This is a genomic window from Streptomyces sp. NRRL B-24484 (assembly GCF_000717715.1).
GTDB lineage: Bacteria > Actinomycetota > Actinomycetes > Streptomycetales > Streptomycetaceae > Kitasatospora.
Window position 1 is genome coordinate 31,963 of sequence record NZ_JOAI01000037.1, and the last position, 22,851, is coordinate 54,813.

The window sequence follows — 22,851 nt, forward strand, 5'->3', positions numbered from 1 at the left end:
CGTCGCGGTCGAGGGGCCGGCGCGACCTCGACGACGTTGCCCCTGCCGTCACGTGGACCCGCAGCCAGGGGTCCTCGGGCAGTCCGTCGGCGCGGGCCCGCGTGACGTGCTCCCCCGCCGGGCCCTGCGGAGGGCACCCGGCATCCGGCGGAAGAGGCGGCCGCCGCGGTGGCCGCCGGAGCGGTGCAGCGTGCTGCAACACGTGCGCACCTGCGCACCCGGCGCTGCCCCTACGATGTCCCCATGGATCCACGCCCGCCGCTCGCAGATGCACACGGCTCGCAGCAGCGCTCCGGCGGCGAGCGCCTGGAGGTCGCGGCCGCCGTCCTGGCCCTGCTCGCCGACCGCACCCGGCTCGCCCTCATGGAGCGGCTGGGCCGCGGCGAGGCGGACGTCACCACGCTCGTCGAGGCGACCGGGGCCGCCCGGCCGTCCGTCAGCCAGCACCTGGCGAAGCTCCGCCTCGCCGGGCTGGTGTCGACCCGCAAGGACGGGCGCCGCGTCGTCTACTCGCTGCGCCACGGCCATCTGCGCCGCCTGGTCGACGAGGCGCTGAACGTCGCCGACCACCAGATCGGTTCGCTGGCACCGCACGACTGACGCGTGCCGCGGACGGCTCCGGGACCGGCTCCACGCCCAACATGTGCGCGAGTACGCACATGTTGCCTATGATGGCCGGGTAGCGCCCAGCCGAGCGAGGGACCGGGGCCCATGCTGTCCGTTCTGCGCAACCGCACCTACCGCCACCTCTTCGCCGCCCAGGTCGTCGCCCTGGTCGGCACCGGGCTGGCGACCGTGGCGCTCGCCCTGCTGGCGTACGACCTCGCGGGGGCCGACGCGGGCGCGGTGCTGGGCACCGCCCTGGCGATCAAGATGGTCGCCTACGTGGCGGTCGCACCGGTCGCGGGCGCGCTCGCCGGACGGGTGCCGCAGCGGGCCCTGATGGTCGCGGCGGACCTCACCCGGGCCGGCACGGCCCTGGCGCTGCCGTTCGTCGGGCGGGTGTGGCAGGTCTACCTGACGGTGTTCCTGCTGCAGGCGGCCTCCGCGCTGTTCACGCCGACGTTCCAGGCGACCGTCCCCCGGGTGCTGCCGGCCGAGCGGGACTACACCGGCGCCCTGTCGCTGTCGCGGCTCGCCTACGACCTGGAGTCGCTGTTCAGCCCGGCCCTGGCGGCCCTGCTGCTGACCGTGGTGAGCTACGACTGGCTGTTCGCCGGGACGGTCGTCGGCTTCCTCGGCTCCGCCGCCCTGGTCGTCTCCGCCGTCCTGCCGAAGGCTCCCCCGGTCGACCGCCCGGCGGGCGTCCGCACCGGGGCCGCGTTCGGGTCCCGGCTGTTCCTGGCCACGCCCAGGCTCCGCGCGCTGCTCGCCCTGGACCTGGCGGTCGCCGCCGCCGGTGCGATCGTCTTCGTCGACACCGTCCTGGTGGTGCGCGAGCACTTCCACCGGCCCGCCGGGGACGTCTCGCTCGCGCTCGGGGCGTACGGCGCCGGTTCGATGGCCGCCGCACTGCTGCTGCCGCGCGTGCTCGTCCGGGTGGGCGACCGTGCGGTGATGCTGGCGGCCGCCCTTGTGATGCCCGCCGTCCTCACCGCCGTCGCCGCGGTCACCGCCGCACCGCCCAGCGGCTGGACGTGGTCCGCACTGCTGGCGGCCTGGGCCCTGGTCGGCGCGGCGGGCTCGGCCGTCCTCACGCCCGGCGGGCGGGTGATCCGCCGCTCCGCGGGCGAGGCCGACCTGCCGGCCGCCTTCGCCGCCCAGTTCTCCCTCTCGCACTCCTGCTGGCTGCTGACGTACCCGCTGGCCGGCTGGCTCGCCGCCGCGGCCGGCCTGCCCGTCACCGCCCTCGCCCTCGGCGTGCTCGCGCTCGCCGGGGCCGTGGCCGCGGCCGTGCTGTGGCCGCGGCGCGACCCCGACGCGCTCCGGCACGAGCACACCGACCTGCCGGCCGGCCACCCGCACCTCGTCGGCGCCGCACCGTCGACGGCCGGCGCCTGGAGCCACGGCCACCACTACGTCATCGACGAGCACCACCACGCCTGGCCCCGCACCCGCACGCCCGCGCGCACGGAGCCGTAGCCCGCGGACGGCTCCCGCCCCCGCCGCTGCCCCGCCTCGACGGGTCCTGACGCCCGGCCGGGCGGCGGCCGTTCACGGCCGGTCGACGCGGAAGTGGTAGCAGCCGTACTCGACGGCCCGCACGTGGACCTGGACGGTCTCCGGGTGGGCGAAGGCCTCCGCGAGCGCGCGGTCGAAGCAGGCATCGGCGTCCTCGGTCAGCTCCACCATGCGGCCGCCGGCGATGTGTCCGCGGCGGTCGTAGCGGCGGAAGGCCCGCAGGGCGCCGGGGCGGGCCCACGGGTAGCCGGTGCGGTCCCGGTCCGGACCGCCGCAGTCCTCGGCGTGGACGAAGACCGGTCCCTGCTCGTCGTACGCGCCGGGTTCGGCGCCGGTCTCGGCCGCCCAGCGGCGCAGCGGGGCGTAGGAGACAAGCGCGATGAGGTCGCCGACGGCGCTCGGCCGCAGGCAGCAGCGGAGCGGCGAACCGCCCTCGTCGTCCCGGTACGGGTTCATCGGTCGGCCGGCGTCGTCGCGGTCGCGGAGCTGCCGCAGGACGGCGGGGGCGATGGGCTGCGGTCGGTAGGCGCTGATCATGTCCACCAGCATCGCGCGGTGGCCGGTGAGGTACCGGCGGGATTGCGACGGCGCGTTCGAGGCCGGTCGGGCGTGTGCGCAGGAGGGCTCCGGCCGCGGTGCGGGCACCGGAAATCGGCCTCCGGCGGGGGCCGCGGCGAGGCAGACTGGCAGCAGGCACGGCACCACGTGCCGCGCACCGCCGCCGATCCGCCGGACGTTGGGCCGCCGATGGACACCACACCGCAGGACTTGCTGATCGTCGCCCTGGACGCGGGCGCGGGCCACCGTCCCGAGCAGGGCGAGCTGTCGCTGGCGCTCGCCGGGGCCGAGTTGATCGACCTGCTCGACGTGCGGACCGTCCGGCTGGCCGACACCCGGATCCTGCCGCTCGGGCCGCCGGCCCTGGCGGACCGGCTGCTCGGCGAGGCCGCGGCGGCGCTCGTCGGGGTTCCGCCGTTCGAATCGGTCGAGGACTGGCTCTGGCGCCGTGGCCGCGGGCTCGCGGCGGCCTACGCGGCCGTCCTCCTCGGGGCCGGTGGGCGGGTCCGCCGGCCGCTCTTCCACCGGACGCACGGGACGCAGGCCGGTGCTCCGGCTCCGACCGAGTCCGCCGGGCGTCGCGCGGCGGTGGACCGCTGGGCCTCGCGCGAGCCGGTGCTGACCGCGCTCGCCGCGGCCGTGGGGATCGGCGGACTGTCGCAGGACGACCAGCCGGACATCGCCGACGACGAGGTGGCGACCGTACTCGCCGCGGTCAACGACGCGGTCCGGGAGCTGGACGCGGTACGGCAGCGGCGCGCGATCGAGCAGGCGGCGTTCAACAACATCTGGCGCGGCGCGGTCGGCTGACGGCGGACGCCCGGGGGGCGGGGCCGAGGTCCGCCGCCACCGCCACGGAGGCCGTGTCCTTCGGCGCGTCGGCCGGGCGCGGCCGCGGGCTCCATGACGGACCGTCACCGAGGCGGCCCACTGCGCGGGGCGTGGCCGCGGGCCGCTCGTATTCGGTCGTGACGGGAGCGGATTCCCCTGCAGACTTGGGGAATGACCTCCGCCACCCCGGGCGCAGTCCCGGACCGTGCAGCCTGCGCCGAACCGTCCTGCGCCGAACCCTCCCGTGCCGATGCCGTCCTGGCCCGCTTGCGGCGTGCTGCCGACGAGGCGGGGATCGTCCTGCCCCCGCGCGATCCGAACCAGGCGGGCCATGCCGCGTTCACCGATGCCCAGGGTCGCCGCGTGAACGTGCACCAATTCCGCGGGGCCCCGGAGTTCCTGGTCTGCTGCCGGAAGCAGGGGGCCTGGCTGGCGAACGGACGGACGGCCGACCCGGCGGCGGCGGCCGCGGCCGTGGCGGCCTGGATGGGCGGCGCCGATCTCGCGGCGGCCGAGGTGGCCGCGCCGTTCCTCCGCTACGGCGACTGGGCCCTCGCCCACGAACGGGAGCCCCTGGACCCCGTCGAGTTGGAGTGGTGGCACCGGCTCGACCACTACCTGCTCAGTCCGCCGACCAACCCCTGCTCGTCCGGCGCCCGGGCGCTGCTGGAGGCCGCCCACGCGCAGCCGCGGCTGCGCCGCCTGACGCCCGTCACCAGCCACTACACGCTCTGGTTCTCCGCCTCCGCCACCCGCCCGTACGAGCCGGTGGGCCATGCCGTCGACCCGCAGCGCGACGGGTCCTTCCTCGTCCGCAGCAGGGCGGTGCGGGTGGTCACGACCGTCGCGACCGCGGAGGAGGCCGTCGCGCTGGTGGTCGCCGGGCTTCCCGAGGAGTGAGCGTCCGGGCACGCGGAGCCTCCGCCCTCCTTTCCCCGTGTGGGTGCGGGGGAACGGGGCAGCCGCCCAGTGGCCCTGCTCGGACCAGGACCGGACCAGGAGGAGATCAGGCCATGAACACACCCGATGACGACCGGGCGCACCCGGACGAGGAGACGCGGGAGCGTTCCGCGGAGGAGCGCAGCATCACGGCTCCCACCCCGGCGGACGTCCGGGCCAAGGCGGAGGACGACGACGGGGAGGAGCCCGAGCCGCCGGCCGCGGACACGGTGGCGCCGTAGCGGCACCGGCGGGTGCCGCGGCCACCCCGGTCGACGGGCCGGGCGGCCCGGCCAGTAGGTTTCCTTTCGGAACTCACTCGGTGCCGAAAGGGAGCCCCGCATGTCGCAACCGACCTGGACAGCCGTCGACGACTACTTCAACCACCTGCTCGTGGAGGAGGACGCCGCGCTGCTCGCGGCCAACGCCACCAGCGAGACCGCCGGCCTGCCGCCGCACCAGGTCGCCCCGAACCAGGGCAAGCTGCTGCACCTCTTCGCCCGGATGGTGGGCGCCCGCACCGTCCTGGAGATCGGCACCCTCGGCGGGTACAGCACCATCTGGCTGGCCCGGGCCCTGCCGGAGGACGGCCGCGTGGTGACGCTGGAGGCCGACCCGCGGTACGCCGCGGTGGCCGCCGGCAACCTGGCCCGCGCCGGCCTGGACGGCCGGGTGGACCTGCGCCTCGGCCGGGCCCTGGACACCCTGCCCCGACTGGCGGAGGAGGGCGCGGGCCCGTTCGACCTGGTCTTCGTCGACGCGGACAAGCCGTCCAACCCCGACTACCTGGAGTGGGCGCTGAGGCTCACCCGGCCCGGCAGCGTCATCGTCGGCGACAACGTGGTGCGCGACGGCGCGGTCACCGACGCGGACAGCAGCGACCCCCGGGTGCAGGGGGTGCGCCGCTTCACCGAGCTGATCGCCGCCCATCCCCGCCTCACGGCGACCACCCTGCAGACCGTCGGCACCAAGGGCTACGACGGCTTCACGCTGGCCCTGGTCACCGAGTAGTCACCGAGCAGCCCGCGGGGCGGCGTCCGCGGCGCCGGCGGCCGCGCCCGGGCCCCTGAGCGCGGCGGGACCACCCCCGGAGCCGCTCCGCACGCCACAGAGCGACCAGGGCAGCCCAGGGCGGCTCAAGGGCGGCTCAGGGCGCGGTGAAGTCCTCCCGGTGCAGGGCGTGGACGGTGCAGGGGCGGCCGAGCACCACGTCCTCGCGCAGCGGCGCGAACCCGAGGCGGGCGGCGACGGCGGTGGAGGCGGCATTGCCGTGGTGGATCATCGCGGTGATCCGGGTGAGGCCGAGCGCCCCGAAGCCCCAGGCGAGGACGGCCTGCGCCGCCTCGGTGGCGTAGCCGTGGCCCCAGTGGCGGCGGGCGAAGGTCCAGCCGACCTCGGTCTCGCCGAACTGCTCCCACCAGGTGAGGCCGCAGCGGCCGATCGGCTCGCCGGTGGCCGCGAGCTCGACGGCGCACAGGCCGTGGCCGCGTTCGGCCCACTGCCGGTGGATGCCGCGCAGGCGCTCGGCGGCCTCGTCGCGGGTGTACGCGCCGACGAAGCGGTTCACCTCGTCGTCGGCGTGCAGGCGCACCCACCAGTCGGTGTCGGCCTCGGTGAGGGGGCGCAGCCGCAGGCGCGGTGTGCTGAGCAGGGCCGTCCGGGCCTCGTCGTCGGCGGTCGGGGCTCCGGCGGCGGCCTGCACGGGCCGGGTGGCGAGGCTCTCGCGCAGGACGTCCTCGACGGTCGTCCGGGCGAGTGCGGAGTGCGCGGCCTCCTCGGCCGCGTCGTAGACCTGTCGCAGGGCGGGCCGGATTCCCGCGCCGACCGGGCACGCGGGGTTGGGGGCCGCCCGGTGCAGGCCGAACAGGGGCTCGTCGCCGACGGCCCGGTGGACGTCCAGGAGCGTGATCGCCCGCGGATCGCGGGCCAGCCGCCATCCGGCGCCCGCACCGTGCCGGACCTCGACCAGTCCGGCCCTGCGCAGGTCGCCCAGGCAGCGCCGCAGGACGACCGGGTTGGTGTTGACGCTCTCCGCGGCCTGTTCGGACGTCACGAGGTCCCGGCCGAGCCGACGGACCAGCGCCATCCAGACCAGGACGTGCACGGCGACGGTGAGTCTGCTGTTCGCTGCCATGATCCCCCCTCCTGACAGAACAGTTCCAGTTACAACATGGCTGCGTCAAGTCGAACGCACCTGGCGGCAGGGCCGCCTGACGCGGGGCCAGCCGCTCCGCGGCGGCCGCTCCGGGGCGGTCCGTGTGCGCGCGGTCACCCGGCGGCGGGGGTCCGGGGGCGGGGCGCGACGCACGCCGCGCTCCCCCGGTCGCACCGCCTCCCGTGCGCCGCCGTGCCGCCTCCCGTGCACCGTGCAGCGGGCTCTCCCCCGCGGGGGCGGGCGCCCCCGGGGCGGGGTGGTGGAGCCCGCGTGTTTCGCTCCCGGGGCGACGGACGTACCGTCGAGGGGCGGGACCGATCGTGGGTCGGCCCGTTGCGCAGGCCGCCCCGGACCGGAATCCGAGCACGCCGGCGGGTCGCCCGGGCCATGTGCCCGGTGCGGATGACCGTCGGTCGAGCGGGCACAAGGGACGCCGGAGGGAGGGGGCAGCCGAGACGACCGGGAGGCCGTGATGAGCGACAGCGGCAGGGCGGACGAGGTCTACCAGCCTGCGGACACCGCCGACGAGCAGGCCGACGCCTCCGCGCTGGACCTGCAGAACGCCCTGGACGAGCGGACCTACGACGACATCCTCGACGAGGGGTGGTCACCGCCCGAGCGGCCGTTCGGCGTCCGGCAGGCCGGGACCACGGCCGGGGAGCAGCGCGAGGGCGAGACGCTCGACCAGCGGCTGGCCCGTGAGCTGCCCGACGAGGAGCCGGACGGGGGCGACCGGATCGGTGACCTGCCCGGCGGCGACGGCGAGCCCGTCGATCCCGAGGCGGGGACCGAGCGGGCCGGACGCCTGGTCGCCCCCGACGAGGGCGCCCACGACAGGACCACCGAGCTGTTCGCCGAGGACGTCGGCATCGACGCCGGGGCCGCCTGCGCCGAGGAGGCGGCGGTGCACATCGTGCCGGACAGCGCCCTGGACGGGCAGGGCGGCCTGGACGAGGACAGCGCCTGGCCGTGACGCCGCGCGCCCGGCGGTCGTTCGGCGCCCGGCTCCTCGGCCGGCGGTCTGCGCGGCCGCACCGCCCCCGCTCGGGGCGGGGCGGTGCGGTGCGGGCTTCCGGTCGGCCGAGGGGGTCGTCCGCTCAGGACGCGGTGTCGGACGGTGCCGGGAAGCGCTCCCAGACGCGGTGGGCGGCGAGCAGTTCGGTGATCCCGTTCAGGACGGACTCGCCGTCCTCGCCGAGGACGACGCCCGGGGCGTCGGCGGGGATGCCTGCGGCCTGCAGGGCCCGGTCGGCACCGCCCCAGCCGCCGATCGCCTTGGCGTGGCGCCAGGCCTCGGTGAGCATCAGGGTGACGCGGGGGTCGACGGCGGTGCCGGCCGGGAGCCCGGCCTTGGCGTCGCGGCCGCCGTCGGCATCGGCGGCGGGGGCGGGGGCACCCGCCAGCAGCACCGCGTCGAACTCGATCGAGCGGGCCGTGGCGAAGGTCCGCTGAACGTCCACCGGGTCGGCGCCGTCCGCCGTGAGCCGGCCTCCGGTGGGGGCGACGACCAGCGGCACCATGTCCTCGGCCAGCACGGCCCGCCGGGCGGCGGTGAGCGCTCCGAGGTCGCCGTCCGGGCCTGCCACGATGCCGATCACCCGGCCTGCGGTCGGCCAGGCCCGCCCGACCTGGGAGAGGGCGGGGCTGGGCTCCGGGGCCGGGTGTCCGTCCGACTCCGGTGCGGGCAGGCCGAGTCCGCAGGCCACCGCGGCGCACGGCTGCACGTCGATCCGGGCCAGCACCCGCAGGGTGCGTTCCTTGACGGCCTGTTCGTGGCACTTGGCGAGTTCGAAGGTGTACGCCGCGATGATGTGCTCACGCTCGGGCGGGCTCATGCTCGCCCAGAACAGCCGGGGTTGGCCGAAGTGGTCGCCGAAGGAGGCGGGTGCCTCGCGGACCTTGGCCGCGGCCGGCACCGGGACGGGGTGCTCGATGAAGGCGCGCTCGTCCGCTCCGGCGAAGAACGGGCAGCCGCCGTCCAGCGAGTTGGGCTTGTGGGGGGCCACACCGCTGTGCACGGCGTCCTGGTGCAGGCCGTCCCGCAGCATGTCGTTGACCGGTGCGTGGGTGCGGTTCACCGGGATCTGGGCGCAGTTGGGGCCGCCGAGCCGGCTGATCTGGGTGTCGAGGTAGGAGAACAGCCGGCCCGCGAGCAGCGGGTCGTCGGTGACGTCGATGCCCGGCACGAGGTGGCCGGGGTGGAAGGCGACCTGTTCGACCTCGGCGAAGAAGTTCGTCGGGTTGGCGTTGAGGGTGAGCAGCCCGACCGGCTGCACCGGGGCCAGCTCCTCCGGGACCATCTTGGTGGGGTCGAGCAGGTCGATGCCCTCGAAGGTCTGCTCCGGAGTGTCGGGGAGCACCTGGATGCCGAGCTCCCACTGCGGGAACGCGCCCGCCTCGATGGCGTCGTAGAGGTCGCGGCGGTGGAAGTCCGGGTCCGCGCCCGCGATCAGCTGGGCCTCCTCCCAGGTCAGCGAGTGCACGCCGAGCTTCGGCTTCCAGTGCCACTTGACCAGGCTGGTGCCGCCCTCGGCGTCGACCAGGCGGAAGGTGTGCACGCCGAAGCCCTCCATCGTCCGGTACGAGCGGGGGATGCCGCGGTCGGACATGTTCCACAGCGTGTGGTGGGTGGCCTCGGTGTGCAGCGACACGAAGTCCCAGAAGGTGTCGTGCGCCGACTGCGCCTGCGGGATCTCCCGGTCGGGGTGCGGCTTGGCGGCGTGGACGACGTCCGGGAACTTGACGGCGTCCTGGGTGAAGAACACCGGGATGTTGTTGCCGACCAGGTCGAAGACCCCCTCGTCGGTGTAGAACTTCGTCGCGAAGCCGCGGGTGTCGCGGACGGTGTCCGCCGAGCCGCGGGAGCCGAGCACGGTGGAGAACCGGACGAACACCGGCATCTCGACGTCCTCGGCGAGGAAGGCCGCCTTCGTGACGTTCGCCGCGCTGCCGTAACTGCGGAAGACGCCGTGGGCGCCGGCGCCGCGGGCGTGCACCACGCGTTCGGGGATGCGCTCGTGGTCGAAGTGGGTGATCTTCTCTCGCAGGTGGTGGTCCTGCAGCAGCACGGGGCCGCGCGGCCCGGCCTTGAGGGAGTGGTCGGAGTCCGGCAGCCGGGTGCCCTGCGCCGTGGTGAGGAACTCCCCGTTCTGGGTGCGCGCGTCGGGTTCCGAACCGTCCGCCCGGCCGGTCGCGGAGACGGTCCGCGGGGCGGCCTGGTCGGGCTTGCCCGGCAGCGGGGGCCGCGGCTCGGTGGGCTCCGCCGGCTGCGGCGGCTCGGGGCCGGGAGCTCCGGGCACCTCGGGGGGCGACTCGGGCAGGACCTCCTCCGCCGCGTCCACCGCCTTGTCCGCGATCTTCCCGATGGGTCCTCGCTCGTTCATCTCGTCCTCCAGGGTTCCTGGTCGCGGGCCACTGTGCGCCTACCCCCGCGGACCGGACGAAACGGTGGCACATCTGACGGATCGTCAGATGTGCCCGGGGCGGTGGCGGCCTGCGGGGGCGGTCGGCCGGTCGGCGGCCGGACGAACAAGTCCCTCGGTGCGGGGCTACCCGGGGCCGGGCATGCCCCGGGACGCCCAGTGGAGGCGGATCTCGTCGAGGCGGTCGAGGAGTTCGTCCTCGCGCTCCTCGAAGGTCGCCTCGTCGATCCGCCCGGCGAGCAGGTCCTGTTCGAGCGCCTTGAGCGCCTCCTCGATCGGCGCCGGGTCGTAGAACTGCTGTTCGGCGGCCTCGGCGACGCGTTCGGCGACCCACACCACCCCGCGGACGGGGGCGAGCGGGAGGGTGAGCAGCCCGGTCAGCAGGCCCATGGCGTACCGCCTACTGGACGAAGCTGTAGGGCGGCAGCGGCCCGTGGACCCGCACGGTGCAGTCCTCGCCCCAACGCTCGGCGAGTTCCGCGGCCGCCGCCCGGAAGTCCTCCTGCCGGTCCGCCTCGACCAGGAACGAGCCGCTGACGAAGTCGTTGCCGGCGGGGTCGTTCTCGCGCACCTCCCGGGCCGCGGGGCTCAGTTCGTCGAGGAGTTCGACGGCGGCGGACCGGGTGCGGGCCTCGATGCCGGCGGCCACCAGTTCACCCAGTCTGATCTTCGGCTGGGGGTCGGGGCTCTGCCTGGTCTCCTCGTTCAGGCGCCGGGCCTCGGCGGAGTCCCGGAGGATCTGCCGCAGCAGGGCGTCCTCGTCGTACGAGGCCTTGACGAGGTACTCGGTGCAGCCGTCGAGGGCGGAGAGGCGTTCCCGGTAGGCATGGACCTGCTCGTGGAGGATGCCGAGGACCTCCTGGTCGTCGGTGGCGACGGCGCCGAAGCGCAGGGGTAGGACGGGGCCTTCGGACATCAGCCGTTCGAGGACCTCCTGGTGGGCCACGAGGTCGCGGCGGCGGGCCCGGAGCCCTTCGGGTGCGTGGCTGACGACGGCCCTCAGGCCCGAGCCGGTGAGGGCGCGCAGTTCCTCGGGCGGCGAGCCGACGCCGGTCAATCGCTGAAGCCGTGCGGGATGGGTGTCGGCCGTGATCGCGTAGACGTAGACGGGCATGGGTCAGTCCTCCCTCGACCGGGAGGTCCGTCTGGCGCGCGGCCGTTCGCGCCGTTCCTGCGGTTCGGGCTCCGCGTCGCCGCCTTCGGGCTTCTCGCGGATGGTGTCGGTGACGGCCTCGACGGCACCGGTGATCGCTCCCTTGCTCTTGCCGCGGGCGCCGCCCTCGGTCATGTCGCCGACCAGTTCGGGGAGTCTGGTCGGGGCCTTGCGGCCGGACTCCAGGTCCAGCCGGTTGCACGCCTCGGCGAAGCGCAGGTAGGTGTCCACGCTGGCCACCACGATCCGCACGTCGATCTTCAGGATCTCGATCCCCACCAGGGACACCCGGACGAACACGTCGATGACCAGGCCCCGGTCCAGGATCAGCTCGACGACGTCGTACAGCGTGCCGGTGCTCGCGCCTCCGGTGGTCACGCCGCCTCCGCCGCTCTGCGGCACCACGGTCACGATGTCTCCTCTCGTCGCGCCCGCTCGACGCGGCTGCGCTTCGGTGCGTCCTGCGCGTGCAGTTGCTAGCCCCGGGGCCGGTCGACCTCGGCGCGGGTATAGCGGCGCGTCCGCTCGTAGCCGACCAGTTCGCCGTCGGCGTCCAGCAGGACCCGGTAGCTCGCCATCACGCTGCTCGTCTCCGGGATCCGCTCGACCTCGACGACCTCCACCTCGGCCTGCCAGCCGTCGTCGGTGGGCCGGATTCCGGAGACGGACTCCGGCGTTCTGCCGAGGAGCTCGGCGAGCTGTGACGCCGCGGTGCGCATGGCGCGGGCGGCCGACACCTTCCGTCCGCCCGTGCGGGCGGGCGGGGATCCGCCGTCCTCGGCGGCTCGCGCGGAGCCGGCCCTGCGGCCGGTGCGCCGGGGCGCGGGCTCGGCGTCGCGGGCTTCGCGGGGCATGTCCAGGTCCCTCCGTCGGGTGGGGTCGCACCGCGCCTACCCAGCTCGGCGACTTCAAACGGAACTTTCCATTCCGGTGAATGCCGTCGCGGGGTCGGCCGCTGCCGGACCGGGCCCGCGCGGGACCCGGCCGGGTGCGGGGCGGGGCGTCACGCGCGGGGCCGGGCCGGGGTCGGGAGGACGCGGACGATGAGCAGGGCGACGTCGTCGTCGGTGTCGGGGCGGCGGAGGGCGGCGAGCAGCAGGTCCGGGAGTCCGTCGGCGGCCGCCGCAGCGGTCCGGGGGCCCGGCCGCTCGCCGTCCGTCGTCATCGTGACCACCTCCCGCCGACGGAGCGGGTGCCGCGCCCGCCGTCGCCGGTGCGGACCGCTCCTCCCCCGGCGTCCGCCACCTGCCGTTTGGGCGACCTGCGGCCGCGGACGGCAGGTTTTGCCGCCCGGCGCGCCGGGCAGCCGTCGGAGCCCGGGACGGGCAGCGTCCGGGAGGCCGTCCGGCACCGGTGCCGGACGGCCCCGCGCACCCACCGGGACGGCCTGCGGTCCGGTCGGTGTCTTCACCCGCTTCTCCCCCGCACCGGGCCGGGGCGACCGCGCGGCCGCCGGACCTGCCGCCACGGCGATGCCCTCGCCGTCCGGGACTTCGAGGCGCTCGGGGCCGAGGAGCGGTCCGCCGGGGCTGTCTCCGCAGCCGTGCCGCATTGCCGGGCAGCGGCCCGGGCAGCGGTCCGGGGCGGCCCGGGCGGGGGCCCGGCGGTGGTCGGCGCGTCCCGCCCCGGCACCGGGCCGATGCCGTAAGTTTGGCCAATGGCAAAGTACTTCGACGTGCACCCGCAGACCCCTCAGGCGCGCACCATCGGCACCGTGGCCGACAGTCTCCGCGCCGGGGCGCTGATCGCCTACCCCACCGACTCCTGTTTCGCGCTCGGCTGCCGGCTGGACAACCACGACGGCCTGGAGCGGATCCGGTCGATCCGGCGGCTGGACGACCGCCACCACTTCACGCTGGTCTGCGAGAACTTCGCGCAGCTGGGCCAGTTCGTCCACATCGACAACGACGTGTTCCGCGCGATCAAGGCGGCGACTCCGGGCAGCTACACCTTCATCCTGCCCGCGACCAAGGAGGTGCCGCGCCGGCTGCAGCACCCGAAGAAGAAGACGGTGGGCGTCCGGATCCCCGACCACACCGTGGCCCGGGCGCTGCTCGCCGAGCTCGGCGAGCCGCTGGTCTCCAGCACCCTGCTGCTGCCCGGCGAGGAGGAGCCGATGACGCAGGGCTGGGAGATCAAGGAGCGGCTCGACCACGTGCTGGACGCCGTCGTCGACTCGGGCGACTGCGGCACCGAGCCGACGACGGTGATCGACTTCTCCAGCGGGGAGGCGGAGGTCGTCCGGCACGGGGCCGGTGACCCCTCGCGCTTCGAGTGAGCCCCGCGCGGCCGCCCGTCGGCCCGGCGGCCGCGCCCGGTCTCAGCGCACCGCGAGGACCTGCGGCAGCCGGTCCGCGACGCCGTCCGCCAGGTCCTCGAAGGCGCCCTTGAGGAACGGCGCGGCGAACCGCGCCACGCCCTTGAAGCGCAGCTGCGCCCGGTAGTCGACGACCGAGCCGCCCCCGGCGGCGGGCCGGACGGTGATGTCGTCGGTGGCGGTGACCGTCCGGTTCTCCCCGACGAACAGCAGCCGGTCCGGCTCCCGGCGGACGAGCCGGTACTCGAGTTGCGTGGTGCGGCCGCGGAAGCGGGAGGTGTTCGTCCAGCGGGAGCCCTCGGTCACCGGGCCGGCGCCGGCGTCGAGGCGGACGCAGTCGACCGTGCCCGGGTCCCACTCGGGCGTGTGGCCGAAGTCCGCGAGGTAGCGCAGCACGTCCTCGGCGGGCCGGTGGACCGGGATGCGGCGTTCGACGGTGACCATGGCGTCTCCTCCCTGGGGCGGCGGTCGGCGCGGTGTGCGCCCCCGCCCCTCGCGTTCGGAGCCGACGGCCGGTCGGATCGGTCCGTCCCGTCGTGCGGCGGGTGGACGCACCGGCCGGGCTCAGTCGGCGTCCCGGGCCGCGGGCAGCAGCAGTTCCGCGGTCGCGGTGACGCTCAGCAGGCGCGCCACCTGCGGGGAGGGCCGTGCGACCTGCACGGCCACGCTGCGGCCGGTGGCCCGGGTTCGGGCCTTCAACAGGGCGTTGAGACCGGAGGAGTCGCAGAACTCCACCCGCGCCATGTCCACCGTGACCGGCGCACCGGGTGGGCACGTGTCCACCGCGTCGGTGAGCGCCTCGGTCAGTTCGGGGACGCTGTACAGGTCCACCTCCCCGTCCAGGAAGAGCACGGGGCCCTGCGGCATCGAGCCCCTGGTCACCGTCAGTCCGGCCATGGCCGACCACTCCCCTTCCGTTCGGGCGACTTCCGTTCCGGCGACTTCCGTTCGGCCGACCCGGGCGTCTACCCCGTCGGGCCCGGTTCCGAACCGCCACGGCCGCCCCCGATCGACCGCTCCCGCCCGGAGGCGGGCGTCACGAGCCGGAATTCCGCCGTCCCCGCCGCGCGGCATAGGGTCGCGTGCGGAGCGAAGGGGGAGGGTGTGGGGCGGATGCGGATCCTGCTGCTGGACGCGGCGCCCGGGGAGCTGCTCGACCGCGAGTTGGAGCGTCTGGTCGGGCACGGGCTGGCCGTCACGCTGAACCTGCGGCGGGTGGGCGACCCGGCGGCTGCGACGGCCGCGTGGGCGGGCCGGGTGGACTTCACGGACGTCGACCTGTTCGACGAGTCGGCGCTGATCGACGAGGTGGTGCGGGGCGGCAGCGGCTACGACGCGCTCAAGTCCCGCGCGGGCGTTCCGCTGGGTGCCGCGCTCGTCGCGGCGGCGACCGACGCCGCACTGGCCCGTCCGCTCCGGGTGATCGGCCGGGCGGGTGCGGGTACCGACCACGTCGACCTGGCCGCGGCAGCGCGGCACGGCGTCGCCGTCACCCACACGCCCGGGTCCAACGCGAACGCCGTCGCCGAGTTCGCCCTCGCCCAGCTGCTCTGTCTGACGCGGAACCTGGCCGCCCACAACGAGGCAGCGCACCAAGGCCGTTGGGCCGCACCGTCGGCCCCCGCGGTCGAGCTCCCGGAGCTGACCCTGGGCATCGCCGGTCTGGGACGGATCGGCCTGGCACTGGCGGAGCGGGCCCGTCTGCTGGGCATGACCGTCCAGGGCTACGCGCGCCGCCCGGGCGGTGCGCCGGTGCGGCGGACCGACTCACTCGCCGCCCTGCTCGCCACCAGCGACGTGGTCTCCCTGCACCTGCCGCTCACCCCGGACACGGCGGGGCTGATCGGCCGCGCGGAACTGGCGACGATGCGGCCGGGGTCGATCCTGCTGAACACCTCCCGCGGCGGCATCGTCGACGAGCAGGCCCTCGCCGACGCGCTGCGCGACCCGGCCCATCCGCTGGCGGCCGCCGCCGTCGACACCTTCGCCCACGAGCACGCCGCGTTCGCCTCGCCGCTGTTCGGCGTCCCGCACGCCCTGCTCACCCCGCGCGTCGCCGGGATGACCAGGAGCGCCATGGCCGAGGCGGCGCTCCGCTGCGCGGACCACATCGCGGCGCTGCTCGCCGGACGGACCGAGGGCATCCCGGTGGTGACGCCGCACCCGCCCGGCGGCACCGGCGCCGACCACGCGCCGAACCGCCCGCGCGCCGACTCCGAGCAGCCGGAGCGGGCCGGGCGTTGAGCCGCGGGTGGGGCCGCCGGGCACCGAGGTCGCAGTCCACGTGAAGGAATGTGCACCGCAGCGGCACCGCGGCCGGACGCGTGCCCGGCCCGGCCGGCCCCGCGGGTGGGGCCGGCCGGTGCACGCCGGGGCGGGTCAGCCGGACACGGCCGCCCGCGGCCGCGCGTACTGCGCCCAGTCGACGATCGGCATCGCCGCCCCCGCGTCCTCCTCACCCCGGCAGCGGGCCCGGTGGCGGCGGTCGATGCCCTCCAGATCGAGGTGGCGGCCGAAGGCGGGGTGGCGGGCGAGCCGGCGGGCGTACTCCCACACCCGGGGGTGGTCGGCGACCCGGTCGACGGCGGCGGCGGTCAGGTGCCAGCGGTGCACGGTGTCCAGCTCGACGAGGCTAGCCCAGACCTGCACGTCCGCCAGGGTCGGGCCGTCGTCCAGCAGGTGGCTGCGGTCGGCGAGGCGCCGCTCGATCGCACCGAGTCCGTCCAGCAGGTTCCGCAGGGCCGCCTCGCGCTCGGCCGGGGCGGTACCGGCCAGGCCGGCCCGCTGGGCGGGTGCGTCGAGGCCGCGGGCGCAGAGCAGGGCGACCGCCTCGACGGCAGCGCCGTCCGCGGGCGGCCGGAGGTTCGCGCCGTCCCGGTCGAAGCGGTGGGCCAGGTCGGTGAGGATCGCGCTGCTGTCGGTGCTGACGATCCGTCCGCTCCAGTCGTCGCTGAGCACGGGTGCGGCGGCCGGTCCGCGGTACCCGTGCGAACTGGCCTCGTAGAGCGGGCGCAGGGCCCGGTAGCCGCCGTCGCCTCCGTCGGGCAGTGCCGGCAGCCAGCCGATCGGCAGGGTCTCGTCGAGGCCGAGCAGGCTGTGGGTGACGGCGATCCGGAGACAGTCCGGACAGGACCTCGCGAGGTGGAGCCGGTAGCGGTGCGGAACGGCGCTGTAGCCGCTGCGGGCGTCGTGCCCGATCCTCCCGCGGAAGGAGGGCACGGCGGACGGGAACGTTGCGGACATGAGGGTCTCCCAGACTGCGCGGGCACGCTCACGCGTGCCGGTATCCGGCGGGAACGGGACGACGGCCGGGCCGGGGCGGAACGCCCGGGACGGCGTCAGTGGGCGGCGGGCACCGGGCCGCGGCCGCCGAGAGGGCGAGGTCTGCCTGCCAGACTGCTGCACACCCGCAGCAGGTCGATGTGGCGACGGGACGTCAGGACGGGCAGCAGCCGGACGGTGCGCGCGACGCACCCGGTGACCTGCTCCGTCCGCCCCACGACCCCTCCGTCCGCATCCGAGGACTCCCCTGCCGGAGTGTCGACCCACCGGCGGACGCCGTCAAGGGCGCCCGGCGCAGGAGGCCGATCCGTCCCACCCCTCGGACGGAAACCGACCGGAATCCGGGAAGGCCGCCGCCGGACCGCGGCCGGCCGGGTCGGGCACCGGCCGTCGTGCCGGGGTTCGGCGGACCCGCCCGCTTCGCCGTGCGGCCTGCCGCGGTGGCCGGAACTTCGCCCCCGGGGCTGCGGTCGGGCGGCTGCGGCGTTCAGGCTTTCACAGCAGGACGGTCCGAGGCATGCGCCCGATCGGCAGGAGACCGATGTGCAACCCGTGCAACCCGTACAACCCGTGCAACCCGTGCTCCGCACCGCCCACCGCAACGGCCCGGAGGGCGTGCGGGTGGTGGAGGTCGCCGGCGACGCCGACATGGACACCACGGCCCCGCTCCGGACGGCCCTGCACAGGGCGGTGGGCGCCCGGCCGGCTCCGGTGGCGGTGGTGGTGGACTGCAGCGGGCTGGAGTTCTGCGCGGCCGCCGGGCTCAATGTGCTGCTGCGCTCCCGGGAGGCCGCTCTCGCGGCCGGCGTCGACTTCCGGCTGGCGGCGCCGCGACGGCAGATGCGCCAGCTGCTGCGGCTGACCGAGACCGACCGGGTGTTCACCGTCGACCGGGCGCGCCCCACGGTCGTCCCCGCCGAGCACGGAACGACCGCCTACGCTCCGCCACGCCGCAACGGCCGGCCGCACCCGACGGCCCCACCGGCCCCGCCGGTCCACGGCGGAACGATCGCGGCCGATCCGGTCCGCCGACACTGACCGGCACCGGCCGGGATCCGGGCGTGTCGCCGGGCGGACGCTCCGCCGGCTCACCCGTCTCCGGGCCAGTGGCCGGTCATCCGGTTGACGGCCACCGCCCCGCCCCGGTCCACCGCGGCCTTCACCAGGGAGAACACCGCCCCCTGCAACGCTGCGGCGAGCAGGATCTCGCCCCAGCCGCGGTTGCGATCGGTGGCGTCCGGGGCGTCGTCCTCGTGTCCGGCGAGCTTCCAGACCTGCTTGAACACGGCGCCCGCCAGCAGGCCGCCGAGGGCGCCCACCAGCAAGCCCACGGGCTTGTAGGCGATCTTGACCAGGCTCATGCGCGACCAGCCTCCTGGAACCAGGTGGCGCCGTCCCCGTCCTGCTCCTCCCCGGCGCGCGCGCCGTCACCGCCACCGCCGACGTCCTGGCCGCCCGGCTGTACGGCGCCGGCGGTGGCGGTGAGCCGCTTCAGGAGGCGGTGGCACTGCTCGGCGCGGGCGGAGTCCTCGGCCATGACCGTGCGGAAGAAGGCCGCCGCCTCGCGGTCGCCCGCGTGCTCGGCGTCCCGCACGTACCGGCCGGCCTCGTACCCGGCCTTCAGCGCGTGGTACTGAACGGAGATCAGATCGAAGGCGACATCACTGAATACGGTCTCTCCGGTGGCCATCGCCCGGCCTCCTTCCTGTCGGGTGCGGTGCCCCGCGCGTGCCCGGGCCGGCAACCGCCGAACCGCCCACGACGACGGGCCCTCCGGCCGTGCTCACCGGCGTGGCCGGGCACCCGGCCTGGCACGGCGGACAGGGGTGGAGGCCACCCGGCCCGCCAGCCCGACCGCGGCGACCGCCAGCCCCAGTCCCGTTCCGAAGAGCATGACCGCGAACGCGAACACTCCCGCTATGGCCACTGCACCGACCTCTCCCGTGTCCGGACCGGGCCGTCCGCCCGGCCTCGCGCGGCGCGTCTGCCCGTCGCGTGAGCCCCCATCCCGGTGCACACGAGCTCTTCACCCGTGCCCCTCCGGCCTCGGCACACCGCCGCCCCGGATCACGGCCCGCCGGCCGGGCCCTCCTGCCCGCGCGTACGGCGGACGCCCCGGCCACGGCGTACCGTGCCCGCGGCCTCGACGGTCGCGTCGTACCGCTCGCGCAGGTCCTGCCCGTCCGCCGACCGTTCCCGCGCCGGTGCGGGCGACGGGTCCGCGGCCGACGCACGGTCACCGTACGAGCGGTCACCTGCCGCTTCGTCCGCCGGTCGCACCGCCCGCCGCGGCTGCGGCTCCGCACCGCGGGTGTCGGGCGGCTCCGGTCCGTGTCGCTTCATGTCCGCTCCTCCTGACGGCTTCGGCCCGACCGCTGACGGCCCGGCAGTTCGTCGTCGGTCCGCTCACGCCGGTGCAGTGGCACGCGGGTCGTCGGACCACAGCGGGTTGTCGGCGCCGGCGTGCTCGTACTGGGCGAGGGCGAGTCCGAGGCAGAAGAAGGTCGGTGCCCATTCCCCGACGAAGATCCCCCACCGGTCCGCGCGGTCGACGCCCGCCTGTTCGACCTTCACCGAGGCCATCCAGGACAGGAACGACAGCCCGATCGAGGCGACGCCGGCCAGGTAGGCGTGCTCGGACCTGAGCCCCGCCTCGTGCAGCTTCCTGATGATCATGGTTTCGCTCCTCTCGGCTCCCGCGGCAGTCACGGGCACCGCCGCGCCTACCCGCCCCCGGGAGGACGAACAGCGAATGCCGGACCGGTCCCGGACGCATCGACTGCGCATCGACGGTCCTCCCGCGCCGGCCCGGGCCCCTCCCGAGGATCCGCGGTTCGAGGTGCGCAGCGGGCGGAGTGGCCGGTCGGCCGGTCGCGGGCCGTCGGCGCTCAGGAGGAAGGCTTCGGGGACGGCGCGGCGGGCGAGGGCGGGCGTTCGAAGAAGGTCTCCAGGGAGACGGTCGCCTGTGTGCCGCTGACGCCGTCGATGGCGTAGAGGCGGCGCAGCACGTCCTGGAGCTGTTCGGTGGTGGCGGTGCGGACCTTGACGAGGACGGAGGCGCTGCCGGCGATGACGTGCGCCTCCTCGATCTCCGGGATCGCGGCGAAGGCCTCGGCGGAGTCGCCCATCCAGGCCGAGGAGTCGACCATCACGAAGGCGAGGACGCCGAGGCCGAGGGCCTGGGGGTCGACCTCGACGGTGGTGCGCCGGACAACGCCGCGCTCGCGGAGTTTGCGGACGCGTTCGTGGGTGGCGCCGGCGGACAGCCCGACCGCCCTGCCGAGGGCCGCGTAGGCCTGCCCGGCGTCCTGCTGGAGCAGTGCGATGAGTGCGCGGTCGGTCTCGTCGAGGTTCTCCGATGCCATGGTGGAACCATATCGTCTTCTGTCATACTCCGTCAGGACCGAATGAAATTCGGCAAAATATGGTGAGGAGATAATGATGTCCGGCGATACCGAGCAGGGCCTGTACCAGGTTCTGGACGACCGCTTCCGTACCGGGCGGTGCGCCAACGGCGACGTCCGTCTGGAGAAGCTGCACGGGGACTGCCGCTGGGCGGAGGGCCCGGTCTACCTGCCGGCCTGGCGTCAGCTGATCTGGAGCGACATCCCGAACGACCGGATGCTGCGCTGGGACGAGACGACCGGCACGGTCGGCGTCTTCCGCTCCCCCGCCGGGCACAGCAACGGCAACACCCTGGACGGCGCGGGCCGGCTGGTCAGCTGCGAGCAGGGCAACCGCCGGGTGACCCGCACCGAGCACGACGGCTCGGTCACCGTCCTCGCCGACCGCTACCGGGGCCGGCGGCTGAACTCGCCGAACGACGCGGTGGTGCGCTCCGACGGCTCGGTCTGGTTCTCCGACCCGGACTTCGGCATCACCAGCGACTACGAGGGCCACCGCGCCGAGAGCGAGATCGGTGCCTGCCACGTCTACCGGATCGACCCGCACAGCGGCGAGGTGCGGCTCGTCGCGGACGGCTTCGAGGGCCCCAACGGCCTGGTCTTCTCCCCCGACGAGCGGCAGCTCTTCGTGGCGGACAGCCGGCAGCGCCTGATCCGCGTCTTCGACGTCCGTGAGGACGGCACCCTGTCGGACGGCCGGGTGTTCGCGAAGTCGCCGGAGAGCGGCTTCGACAACATCCGTTTCGACGACGGGGGCCGCCTGTGGGCCGCCGCCCTGGAGGACGGGGTGCACTGCTACGACCCGGACGGCACGCTCATCGGCCGCCTGCGCGTCCCCGAGCCCGTCTCCAACCTCGCCTTCGGCGGGCCGAAGAACAACCGCCTCTTCATCACCGCGACGACCTCGCTGTACTCGGCCGTCATGGCGGTCACCGGCACCCCCCGGGTCGCCCGGACCCGCACCTAGGCCCGTGGAGGGCGGATCGGGCGGGGTGATCCGCGTCATCCCGTTCCCGGTCGTGGGCTGCCTGCACTGGCCTGCCACGAGCGGGGCAGTGCCGCCCCGTGCAGCAGCCGGCACTGCCGTCACCCGCCGGCACGCGTCCGAGGACCGCCCATGACCGCCGATCCGGCCCCCGTCGTCGCCGCCTGCGCCCGCTGGCTGCTCACCGCCTTCCCGCCGCCTCCGGGTGCGTTCAGCCGCGCCACCGCCGAGGCCCAGGCCTGGCAGGCCGCCACGGTCGCCGCGGCGCTCCGCCACCCGACCGGGCTGGACGCCGAGCTCCTGCACCTGCTCGGCCCGGGCGGCAGCGACCGCCTCGACGAGCTGACCGGTCACCACCCTGGTGACGCCGACACCGGCTGGCGGACCTGGGTCGACGAGACCGTCGTGAGCTGGGCCGCCTGCCTGCTCGCCGACGGGGCGCTGGCGGCACGCGCCCACCGGGCCCTCGCCACGACCGAGCACGCCGGCGTCGCCGGCGACCCGCGGCGGCTGACCCTCCCGACGCAGCGCGACACGGACGCCGCACCCCTGCTGCGCCACCCGGACCTGGTCGACCCCGTGGCAGCGCTCCACCGCCCGGCACTCCTCGCCCTCCTCGCCACCGAGGCCACCCCCCTCCCCCTGACCCGCACCCACCGCGGACCCACACGGCCGCCGCACCCTGCTCCACCACCCGAACCGGGAGACCCCGCGGGCGGGCCGCAGCAAGTGGGTCTCTTGGGGGAACTCCCTATACTCGGTGGTCATGCGGCACACCGGAGCGGCTGACCCCGACTGCGCGATCTCCCAGGCCCTGGCGGTCGTCGGGGACGCCTGGACCCTGCTCCTGATCAGGGACGTCGCCGGCGGCACGCACCAGTTCGACGCACTGCAGGGCGCTCTGGGGATCAGCCGGAAGGTGCTCACCGAGCGCCTCAAGGCGCTGGTCGCCGACGGCGTCCTGGAGAAGCGGCTGTACCGATCCCGTCCGCCGCGGTACGAGTACCACCTGACGGGGAGCGGGCGCGGCCTGCTGCCCGTCCTGGTGGCGCTGCAGGACTGGGGCGGGCGGTACGTCCTCGGCGACGGCTCGCTCTCCGGCACCAGCACCGCCGACTCCGCCGAGACCCGCCGGGTGCTGGCGCTGACGGGCCGCCGGCTGCCCGGTCTCGACCTCCCCGCGGCCTCCGGCGGCCGGGTCGACCCGGTCGCGGCGGACCGCACCTGGACGGTGCTGTACTGCTACCCCGGTGCCTACGCGCCAGGCGGCCCGGACTACCCGCCCGGCTGGAACACCGTCCCGGGCGCCGCCGGGTGCACCCTGGAGTCCTGCACCTACCGCGACCGGATGGACGAGTTCGCCGCCCGCGACGCCGCGGTGTACGGCGTGAGCACCCAACGCCCGGACCAGCTGGCCGCGTTCGCCGACCACGCGCGGATCCCCTTCCCGCTGCTGTCCGACGCCGAGCTGCAGCTGGCCGCGGCCCTGCGGCTGCCCACCTTCCGCGCCGCGGGCGTGGACCGTCTCAAGCGGCTCACCCTCGTCCTCGACGCGACCCGCACCGTGCGGGGCGTGCTCTACCCCGTCACCGACCCGGCCGGCTCGGTCGAGGACGCGCTCGCCCTGCTCGACTCCCTCCGGCCGCCTGATCACGCCGCCTGATCACGCCGTCCGATCACGCTG

General features: G+C 75.5%; 28 protein-coding genes. 13 read left to right on the top strand and 15 right to left on the bottom strand.

Going from position 1 to position 22,851, the window contains the following annotated elements; translation table 11 throughout:
* Nucleotides 1-243 precede the first annotated feature (243 nt).
* The gene (locus IE98_RS0128200) at nt 244-600 is read left to right on the top strand and encodes an ArsR/SmtB family transcription factor (protein ID WP_030273725.1); all 357 of its coding nucleotides are present in this window, start codon (nt 244-246) and stop codon (nt 598-600) included.
* Nucleotides 601-711: 111 nt separating this feature from the next.
* Nucleotides 712-2,082 carry an MFS transporter gene (locus IE98_RS0128205; protein ID WP_030273728.1) on the top strand — a complete coding sequence of 457 codons (1,371 nt, stop codon included), beginning with the start codon at nt 712-714 and terminating at the stop codon, nt 2,080-2,082.
* A gap of 72 nt (nt 2,083-2,154) precedes the next feature.
* On the opposite strand, the gene IE98_RS0128210 is transcribed toward IE98_RS0128205, so the two are convergent.
* The gene (locus IE98_RS0128210; protein ID WP_030273730.1) at nt 2,155-2,655 is read right to left on the bottom strand and encodes a DUF1203 domain-containing protein; all 501 of its coding nucleotides are present in this window, start codon (nt 2,653-2,655) and stop codon (nt 2,155-2,157) included.
* Between the two features lie 213 nt (nt 2,656-2,868).
* On the opposite strand from IE98_RS0128210, the gene IE98_RS0128215 reads away from it, so the two are divergent.
* The 4 genes from IE98_RS0128215 (at nt 2,869) to IE98_RS0128230 (ending at nt 5,460) form a co-directional block, all read left to right on the top strand.
* Entirely contained in the window at nt 2,869-3,489 is a 621-nt protein-coding gene (locus IE98_RS0128215) for a GPP34 family phosphoprotein (protein ID WP_030273732.1), read from the top strand.
* Nucleotides 3,490-3,873: 384 nt separating this feature from the next.
* Nucleotides 3,874-4,410: a DUF6193 family natural product biosynthesis protein gene (locus IE98_RS45155; RefSeq protein WP_159401094.1), complete on the top strand. Its 537-nt coding sequence runs from the start codon at nt 3,874-3,876 to the stop codon at nt 4,408-4,410.
* 113 nt (nt 4,411-4,523) lie between these two features.
* A complete protein-coding gene (locus IE98_RS49465; protein ID WP_159401095.1) occupies nt 4,524-4,691 on the top strand; it encodes a hypothetical protein in 168 nt (55 codons plus the stop codon).
* A gap of 100 nt (nt 4,692-4,791) precedes the next feature.
* Entirely contained in the window at nt 4,792-5,460 is a 669-nt protein-coding gene (locus IE98_RS0128230) for an O-methyltransferase (protein ID WP_030273735.1), read from the top strand.
* Nucleotides 5,461-5,596: 136 nt separating this feature from the next.
* Here IE98_RS0128230 and IE98_RS52655 read toward each other — a convergent pair whose 3' ends face one another.
* Nucleotides 5,597-6,583 (bottom strand): GNAT family N-acetyltransferase, encoded by a 987-nt coding sequence (locus tag IE98_RS52655; RefSeq protein ID WP_420706226.1) that lies wholly within the window; start codon nt 6,581-6,583, stop codon nt 5,597-5,599.
* Nucleotides 6,584-7,076: 493 nt separating this feature from the next.
* On the opposite strand from IE98_RS52655, the gene IE98_RS0128245 reads away from it, so the two are divergent.
* Complete coding sequence (locus IE98_RS0128245; RefSeq protein WP_043175318.1) at nt 7,077-7,577, top strand: DUF5709 domain-containing protein; 501 nt, start codon at nt 7,077-7,079, stop codon at nt 7,575-7,577.
* 124 nt (nt 7,578-7,701) lie between these two features.
* Here the strand turns inward: IE98_RS0128245 and IE98_RS0128250 are convergent, their stop codons facing one another.
* The 6 genes from IE98_RS0128250 to IE98_RS49470 form a co-directional block, all read right to left on the bottom strand.
* Complete coding sequence (locus IE98_RS0128250) at nt 7,702-9,987, bottom strand: catalase (RefSeq protein WP_030273739.1); 2,286 nt, start codon at nt 9,985-9,987, stop codon at nt 7,702-7,704.
* 165 nt (nt 9,988-10,152) lie between these two features.
* Nucleotides 10,153-10,416, bottom strand: a complete 264-nt coding sequence (locus IE98_RS0128255) for a gas vesicle protein GvpG (protein WP_030273741.1) — start codon at nt 10,414-10,416, stop codon at nt 10,153-10,155.
* Between the two features lie 10 nt (nt 10,417-10,426).
* Nucleotides 10,427-11,140 carry a GvpL/GvpF family gas vesicle protein gene (locus tag IE98_RS0128260; RefSeq protein WP_030273743.1) on the bottom strand — a complete coding sequence of 238 codons (714 nt, stop codon included), beginning with the start codon at nt 11,138-11,140 and terminating at the stop codon, nt 10,427-10,429.
* Between the two features lie 3 nt (nt 11,141-11,143).
* A complete protein-coding gene (gvpJ, locus tag IE98_RS0128265) occupies nt 11,144-11,590 on the bottom strand; it encodes a gas vesicle protein GvpJ (RefSeq protein ID WP_030273746.1) in 447 nt (148 codons plus the stop codon).
* 65 nt (nt 11,591-11,655) lie between these two features.
* On the bottom strand, nt 11,656-12,033 hold the full coding sequence (locus tag IE98_RS0128270) for a gas vesicle protein (RefSeq protein WP_043175320.1): 378 nt from the start codon (nt 12,031-12,033) through the stop codon (nt 11,656-11,658).
* A gap of 149 nt (nt 12,034-12,182) precedes the next feature.
* Nucleotides 12,183-12,344, bottom strand: a complete 162-nt coding sequence (locus tag IE98_RS49470) for a hypothetical protein (protein WP_159401096.1) — start codon at nt 12,342-12,344, stop codon at nt 12,183-12,185.
* A gap of 492 nt (nt 12,345-12,836) precedes the next feature.
* Between IE98_RS49470 and IE98_RS0128280 the strand changes: the two genes are divergently transcribed.
* On the top strand, nt 12,837-13,457 hold the full coding sequence (locus IE98_RS0128280) for an L-threonylcarbamoyladenylate synthase (protein WP_030273749.1): 621 nt from the start codon (nt 12,837-12,839) through the stop codon (nt 13,455-13,457).
* Between the two features lie 42 nt (nt 13,458-13,499).
* On the opposite strand, the gene IE98_RS0128285 is transcribed toward IE98_RS0128280, so the two are convergent.
* A complete protein-coding gene (locus IE98_RS0128285) occupies nt 13,500-13,940 on the bottom strand; it encodes an SRPBCC family protein (RefSeq protein WP_030273751.1) in 441 nt (146 codons plus the stop codon).
* Between the two features lie 120 nt (nt 13,941-14,060).
* Nucleotides 14,061-14,393 carry an STAS domain-containing protein gene (locus IE98_RS46865; RefSeq protein WP_052391068.1) on the bottom strand — a complete coding sequence of 111 codons (333 nt, stop codon included), beginning with the start codon at nt 14,391-14,393 and terminating at the stop codon, nt 14,061-14,063.
* A 216-nt stretch (nt 14,394-14,609) separates the two neighbouring features.
* On the opposite strand from IE98_RS46865, the gene IE98_RS0128295 reads away from it, so the two are divergent.
* Nucleotides 14,610-15,740, top strand: a complete 1,131-nt coding sequence (locus IE98_RS0128295; protein ID WP_234443703.1) for an NAD(P)-dependent oxidoreductase — start codon at nt 14,610-14,612, stop codon at nt 15,738-15,740.
* Between the two features lie 135 nt (nt 15,741-15,875).
* Here IE98_RS0128295 and IE98_RS0128300 read toward each other — a convergent pair whose 3' ends face one another.
* Nucleotides 15,876-16,739 (bottom strand): glutathione S-transferase C-terminal domain-containing protein, encoded by an 864-nt coding sequence (locus IE98_RS0128300; RefSeq protein ID WP_043175321.1) that lies wholly within the window; start codon nt 16,737-16,739, stop codon nt 15,876-15,878.
* 609 nt (nt 16,740-17,348) lie between these two features.
* Here IE98_RS0128300 and IE98_RS49475 point away from each other — a divergent pair.
* The gene (locus IE98_RS49475) at nt 17,349-17,816 is read left to right on the top strand and encodes an STAS domain-containing protein (protein WP_052391069.1); all 468 of its coding nucleotides are present in this window, start codon (nt 17,349-17,351) and stop codon (nt 17,814-17,816) included.
* A 50-nt stretch (nt 17,817-17,866) separates the two neighbouring features.
* Here IE98_RS49475 and IE98_RS0128320 read toward each other — a convergent pair whose 3' ends face one another.
* From IE98_RS0128320 to IE98_RS0128340, 4 genes are all read right to left on the bottom strand, one after another.
* Entirely contained in the window at nt 17,867-18,139 is a 273-nt protein-coding gene (locus IE98_RS0128320) for a DUF4235 domain-containing protein (RefSeq protein WP_030273760.1), read from the bottom strand.
* Nucleotides 18,136-18,468, bottom strand: coding sequence for an acyl carrier protein (locus tag IE98_RS51190; RefSeq protein WP_234443704.1), 333 nt, complete (start codon nt 18,466-18,468; stop codon nt 18,136-18,138). The genes IE98_RS0128320 and IE98_RS51190 overlap by 4 nt, the downstream gene beginning before the upstream one ends.
* Nucleotides 18,469-19,184: 716 nt before the next feature.
* Nucleotides 19,185-19,454 carry a hypothetical protein gene (locus IE98_RS0128335; protein ID WP_030273765.1) on the bottom strand — a complete coding sequence of 90 codons (270 nt, stop codon included), beginning with the start codon at nt 19,452-19,454 and terminating at the stop codon, nt 19,185-19,187.
* A 212-nt stretch (nt 19,455-19,666) separates the two neighbouring features.
* Nucleotides 19,667-20,143 (bottom strand): Lrp/AsnC family transcriptional regulator, encoded by a 477-nt coding sequence (locus tag IE98_RS0128340; RefSeq protein ID WP_030273768.1) that lies wholly within the window; start codon nt 20,141-20,143, stop codon nt 19,667-19,669.
* A gap of 76 nt (nt 20,144-20,219) precedes the next feature.
* On the opposite strand from IE98_RS0128340, the gene IE98_RS0128345 reads away from it, so the two are divergent.
* The 3 genes from IE98_RS0128345 to IE98_RS0128355 all read left to right on the top strand — a co-directional run bounded on the left by IE98_RS0128345 (nt 20,220) and on the right by IE98_RS0128355 (nt 22,830).
* Nucleotides 20,220-21,149 carry an SMP-30/gluconolactonase/LRE family protein gene (locus IE98_RS0128345; protein ID WP_030273770.1) on the top strand — a complete coding sequence of 310 codons (930 nt, stop codon included), beginning with the start codon at nt 20,220-20,222 and terminating at the stop codon, nt 21,147-21,149.
* Nucleotides 21,150-21,299: 150 nt separating this feature from the next.
* Entirely contained in the window at nt 21,300-21,956 is a 657-nt protein-coding gene (locus tag IE98_RS0128350) for a hypothetical protein (RefSeq protein ID WP_063749017.1), read from the top strand.
* The gene (locus IE98_RS0128355) at nt 21,934-22,830 is read left to right on the top strand and encodes a winged helix-turn-helix transcriptional regulator (protein WP_030273774.1); all 897 of its coding nucleotides are present in this window, start codon (nt 21,934-21,936) and stop codon (nt 22,828-22,830) included. The genes IE98_RS0128350 and IE98_RS0128355 overlap by 23 nt, the downstream gene beginning before the upstream one ends.
* Nucleotides 22,831-22,851 lie beyond the last annotated feature (21 nt).

What these genes read in the sequence shown, in the direction of transcription:
- IE98_RS0128200 (WP_030273725.1), top strand. Translation starts at nt 244, where the DNA reads ATGGATCCACGCCCGCCGCTCGCAGATGCACACGGCTCGCAGCAGCGC.
- IE98_RS0128205 (WP_030273728.1), top strand. Translation starts at nt 712, where the DNA reads ATGCTGTCCGTTCTGCGCAACCGCACCTACCGCCACCTCTTCGCCGCC.
- IE98_RS0128215 (WP_030273732.1), top strand. Translation starts at nt 2,869, where the DNA reads ATGGACACCACACCGCAGGACTTGCTGATCGTCGCCCTGGACGCGGGC.
- IE98_RS49465 (WP_159401095.1), top strand. Translation starts at nt 4,524, where the DNA reads ATGAACACACCCGATGACGACCGGGCGCACCCGGACGAGGAGACGCGG.
- IE98_RS0128230 (WP_030273735.1), top strand. Translation starts at nt 4,792, where the DNA reads ATGTCGCAACCGACCTGGACAGCCGTCGACGACTACTTCAACCACCTG.
- IE98_RS52655 (WP_420706226.1), bottom strand. Translation starts at nt 6,583, where the DNA reads ATGGCAGCGAACAGCAGACTCACCGTCGCCGTGCACGTCCTGGTCTGG.
- IE98_RS0128245 (WP_043175318.1), top strand. Translation starts at nt 7,077, where the DNA reads ATGAGCGACAGCGGCAGGGCGGACGAGGTCTACCAGCCTGCGGACACC.
- IE98_RS0128250 (WP_030273739.1), bottom strand. Translation starts at nt 9,987, where the DNA reads ATGAACGAGCGAGGACCCATCGGGAAGATCGCGGACAAGGCGGTGGAC.
- IE98_RS0128255 (WP_030273741.1), bottom strand. Translation starts at nt 10,416, where the DNA reads ATGGGCCTGCTGACCGGGCTGCTCACCCTCCCGCTCGCCCCCGTCCGC.
- IE98_RS0128260 (WP_030273743.1), bottom strand. Translation starts at nt 11,140, where the DNA reads ATGCCCGTCTACGTCTACGCGATCACGGCCGACACCCATCCCGCACGG.
- IE98_RS0128270 (WP_043175320.1), bottom strand. Translation starts at nt 12,033, where the DNA reads ATGCCCCGCGAAGCCCGCGACGCCGAGCCCGCGCCCCGGCGCACCGGC.
- IE98_RS49470 (WP_159401096.1), bottom strand. Translation starts at nt 12,344, where the DNA reads ATGACGACGGACGGCGAGCGGCCGGGCCCCCGGACCGCTGCGGCGGCC.
- IE98_RS0128280 (WP_030273749.1), top strand. Translation starts at nt 12,837, where the DNA reads ATGGCAAAGTACTTCGACGTGCACCCGCAGACCCCTCAGGCGCGCACC.
- IE98_RS0128285 (WP_030273751.1), bottom strand. Translation starts at nt 13,940, where the DNA reads ATGGTCACCGTCGAACGCCGCATCCCGGTCCACCGGCCCGCCGAGGAC.
- IE98_RS46865 (WP_052391068.1), bottom strand. Translation starts at nt 14,393, where the DNA reads ATGGCCGGACTGACGGTGACCAGGGGCTCGATGCCGCAGGGCCCCGTG.
- IE98_RS0128295 (WP_234443703.1), top strand. Translation starts at nt 14,610, where the DNA reads ATGCGGATCCTGCTGCTGGACGCGGCGCCCGGGGAGCTGCTCGACCGC.
- IE98_RS0128300 (WP_043175321.1), bottom strand. Translation starts at nt 16,739, where the DNA reads ATGTCCGCAACGTTCCCGTCCGCCGTGCCCTCCTTCCGCGGGAGGATC.
- IE98_RS0128320 (WP_030273760.1), bottom strand. Translation starts at nt 18,139, where the DNA reads ATGAGCCTGGTCAAGATCGCCTACAAGCCCGTGGGCTTGCTGGTGGGC.
- IE98_RS51190 (WP_234443704.1), bottom strand. Translation starts at nt 18,468, where the DNA reads ATGGCCACCGGAGAGACCGTATTCAGTGATGTCGCCTTCGATCTGATC.
- IE98_RS0128335 (WP_030273765.1), bottom strand. Translation starts at nt 19,454, where the DNA reads ATGATCATCAGGAAGCTGCACGAGGCGGGGCTCAGGTCCGAGCACGCC.
- IE98_RS0128340 (WP_030273768.1), bottom strand. Translation starts at nt 20,143, where the DNA reads ATGGCATCGGAGAACCTCGACGAGACCGACCGCGCACTCATCGCACTG.
- IE98_RS0128345 (WP_030273770.1), top strand. Translation starts at nt 20,220, where the DNA reads ATGTCCGGCGATACCGAGCAGGGCCTGTACCAGGTTCTGGACGACCGC.
- IE98_RS0128350 (WP_063749017.1), top strand. Translation starts at nt 21,300, where the DNA reads ATGACCGCCGATCCGGCCCCCGTCGTCGCCGCCTGCGCCCGCTGGCTG.
- IE98_RS0128355 (WP_030273774.1), top strand. Translation starts at nt 21,934, where the DNA reads ATGCGGCACACCGGAGCGGCTGACCCCGACTGCGCGATCTCCCAGGCC.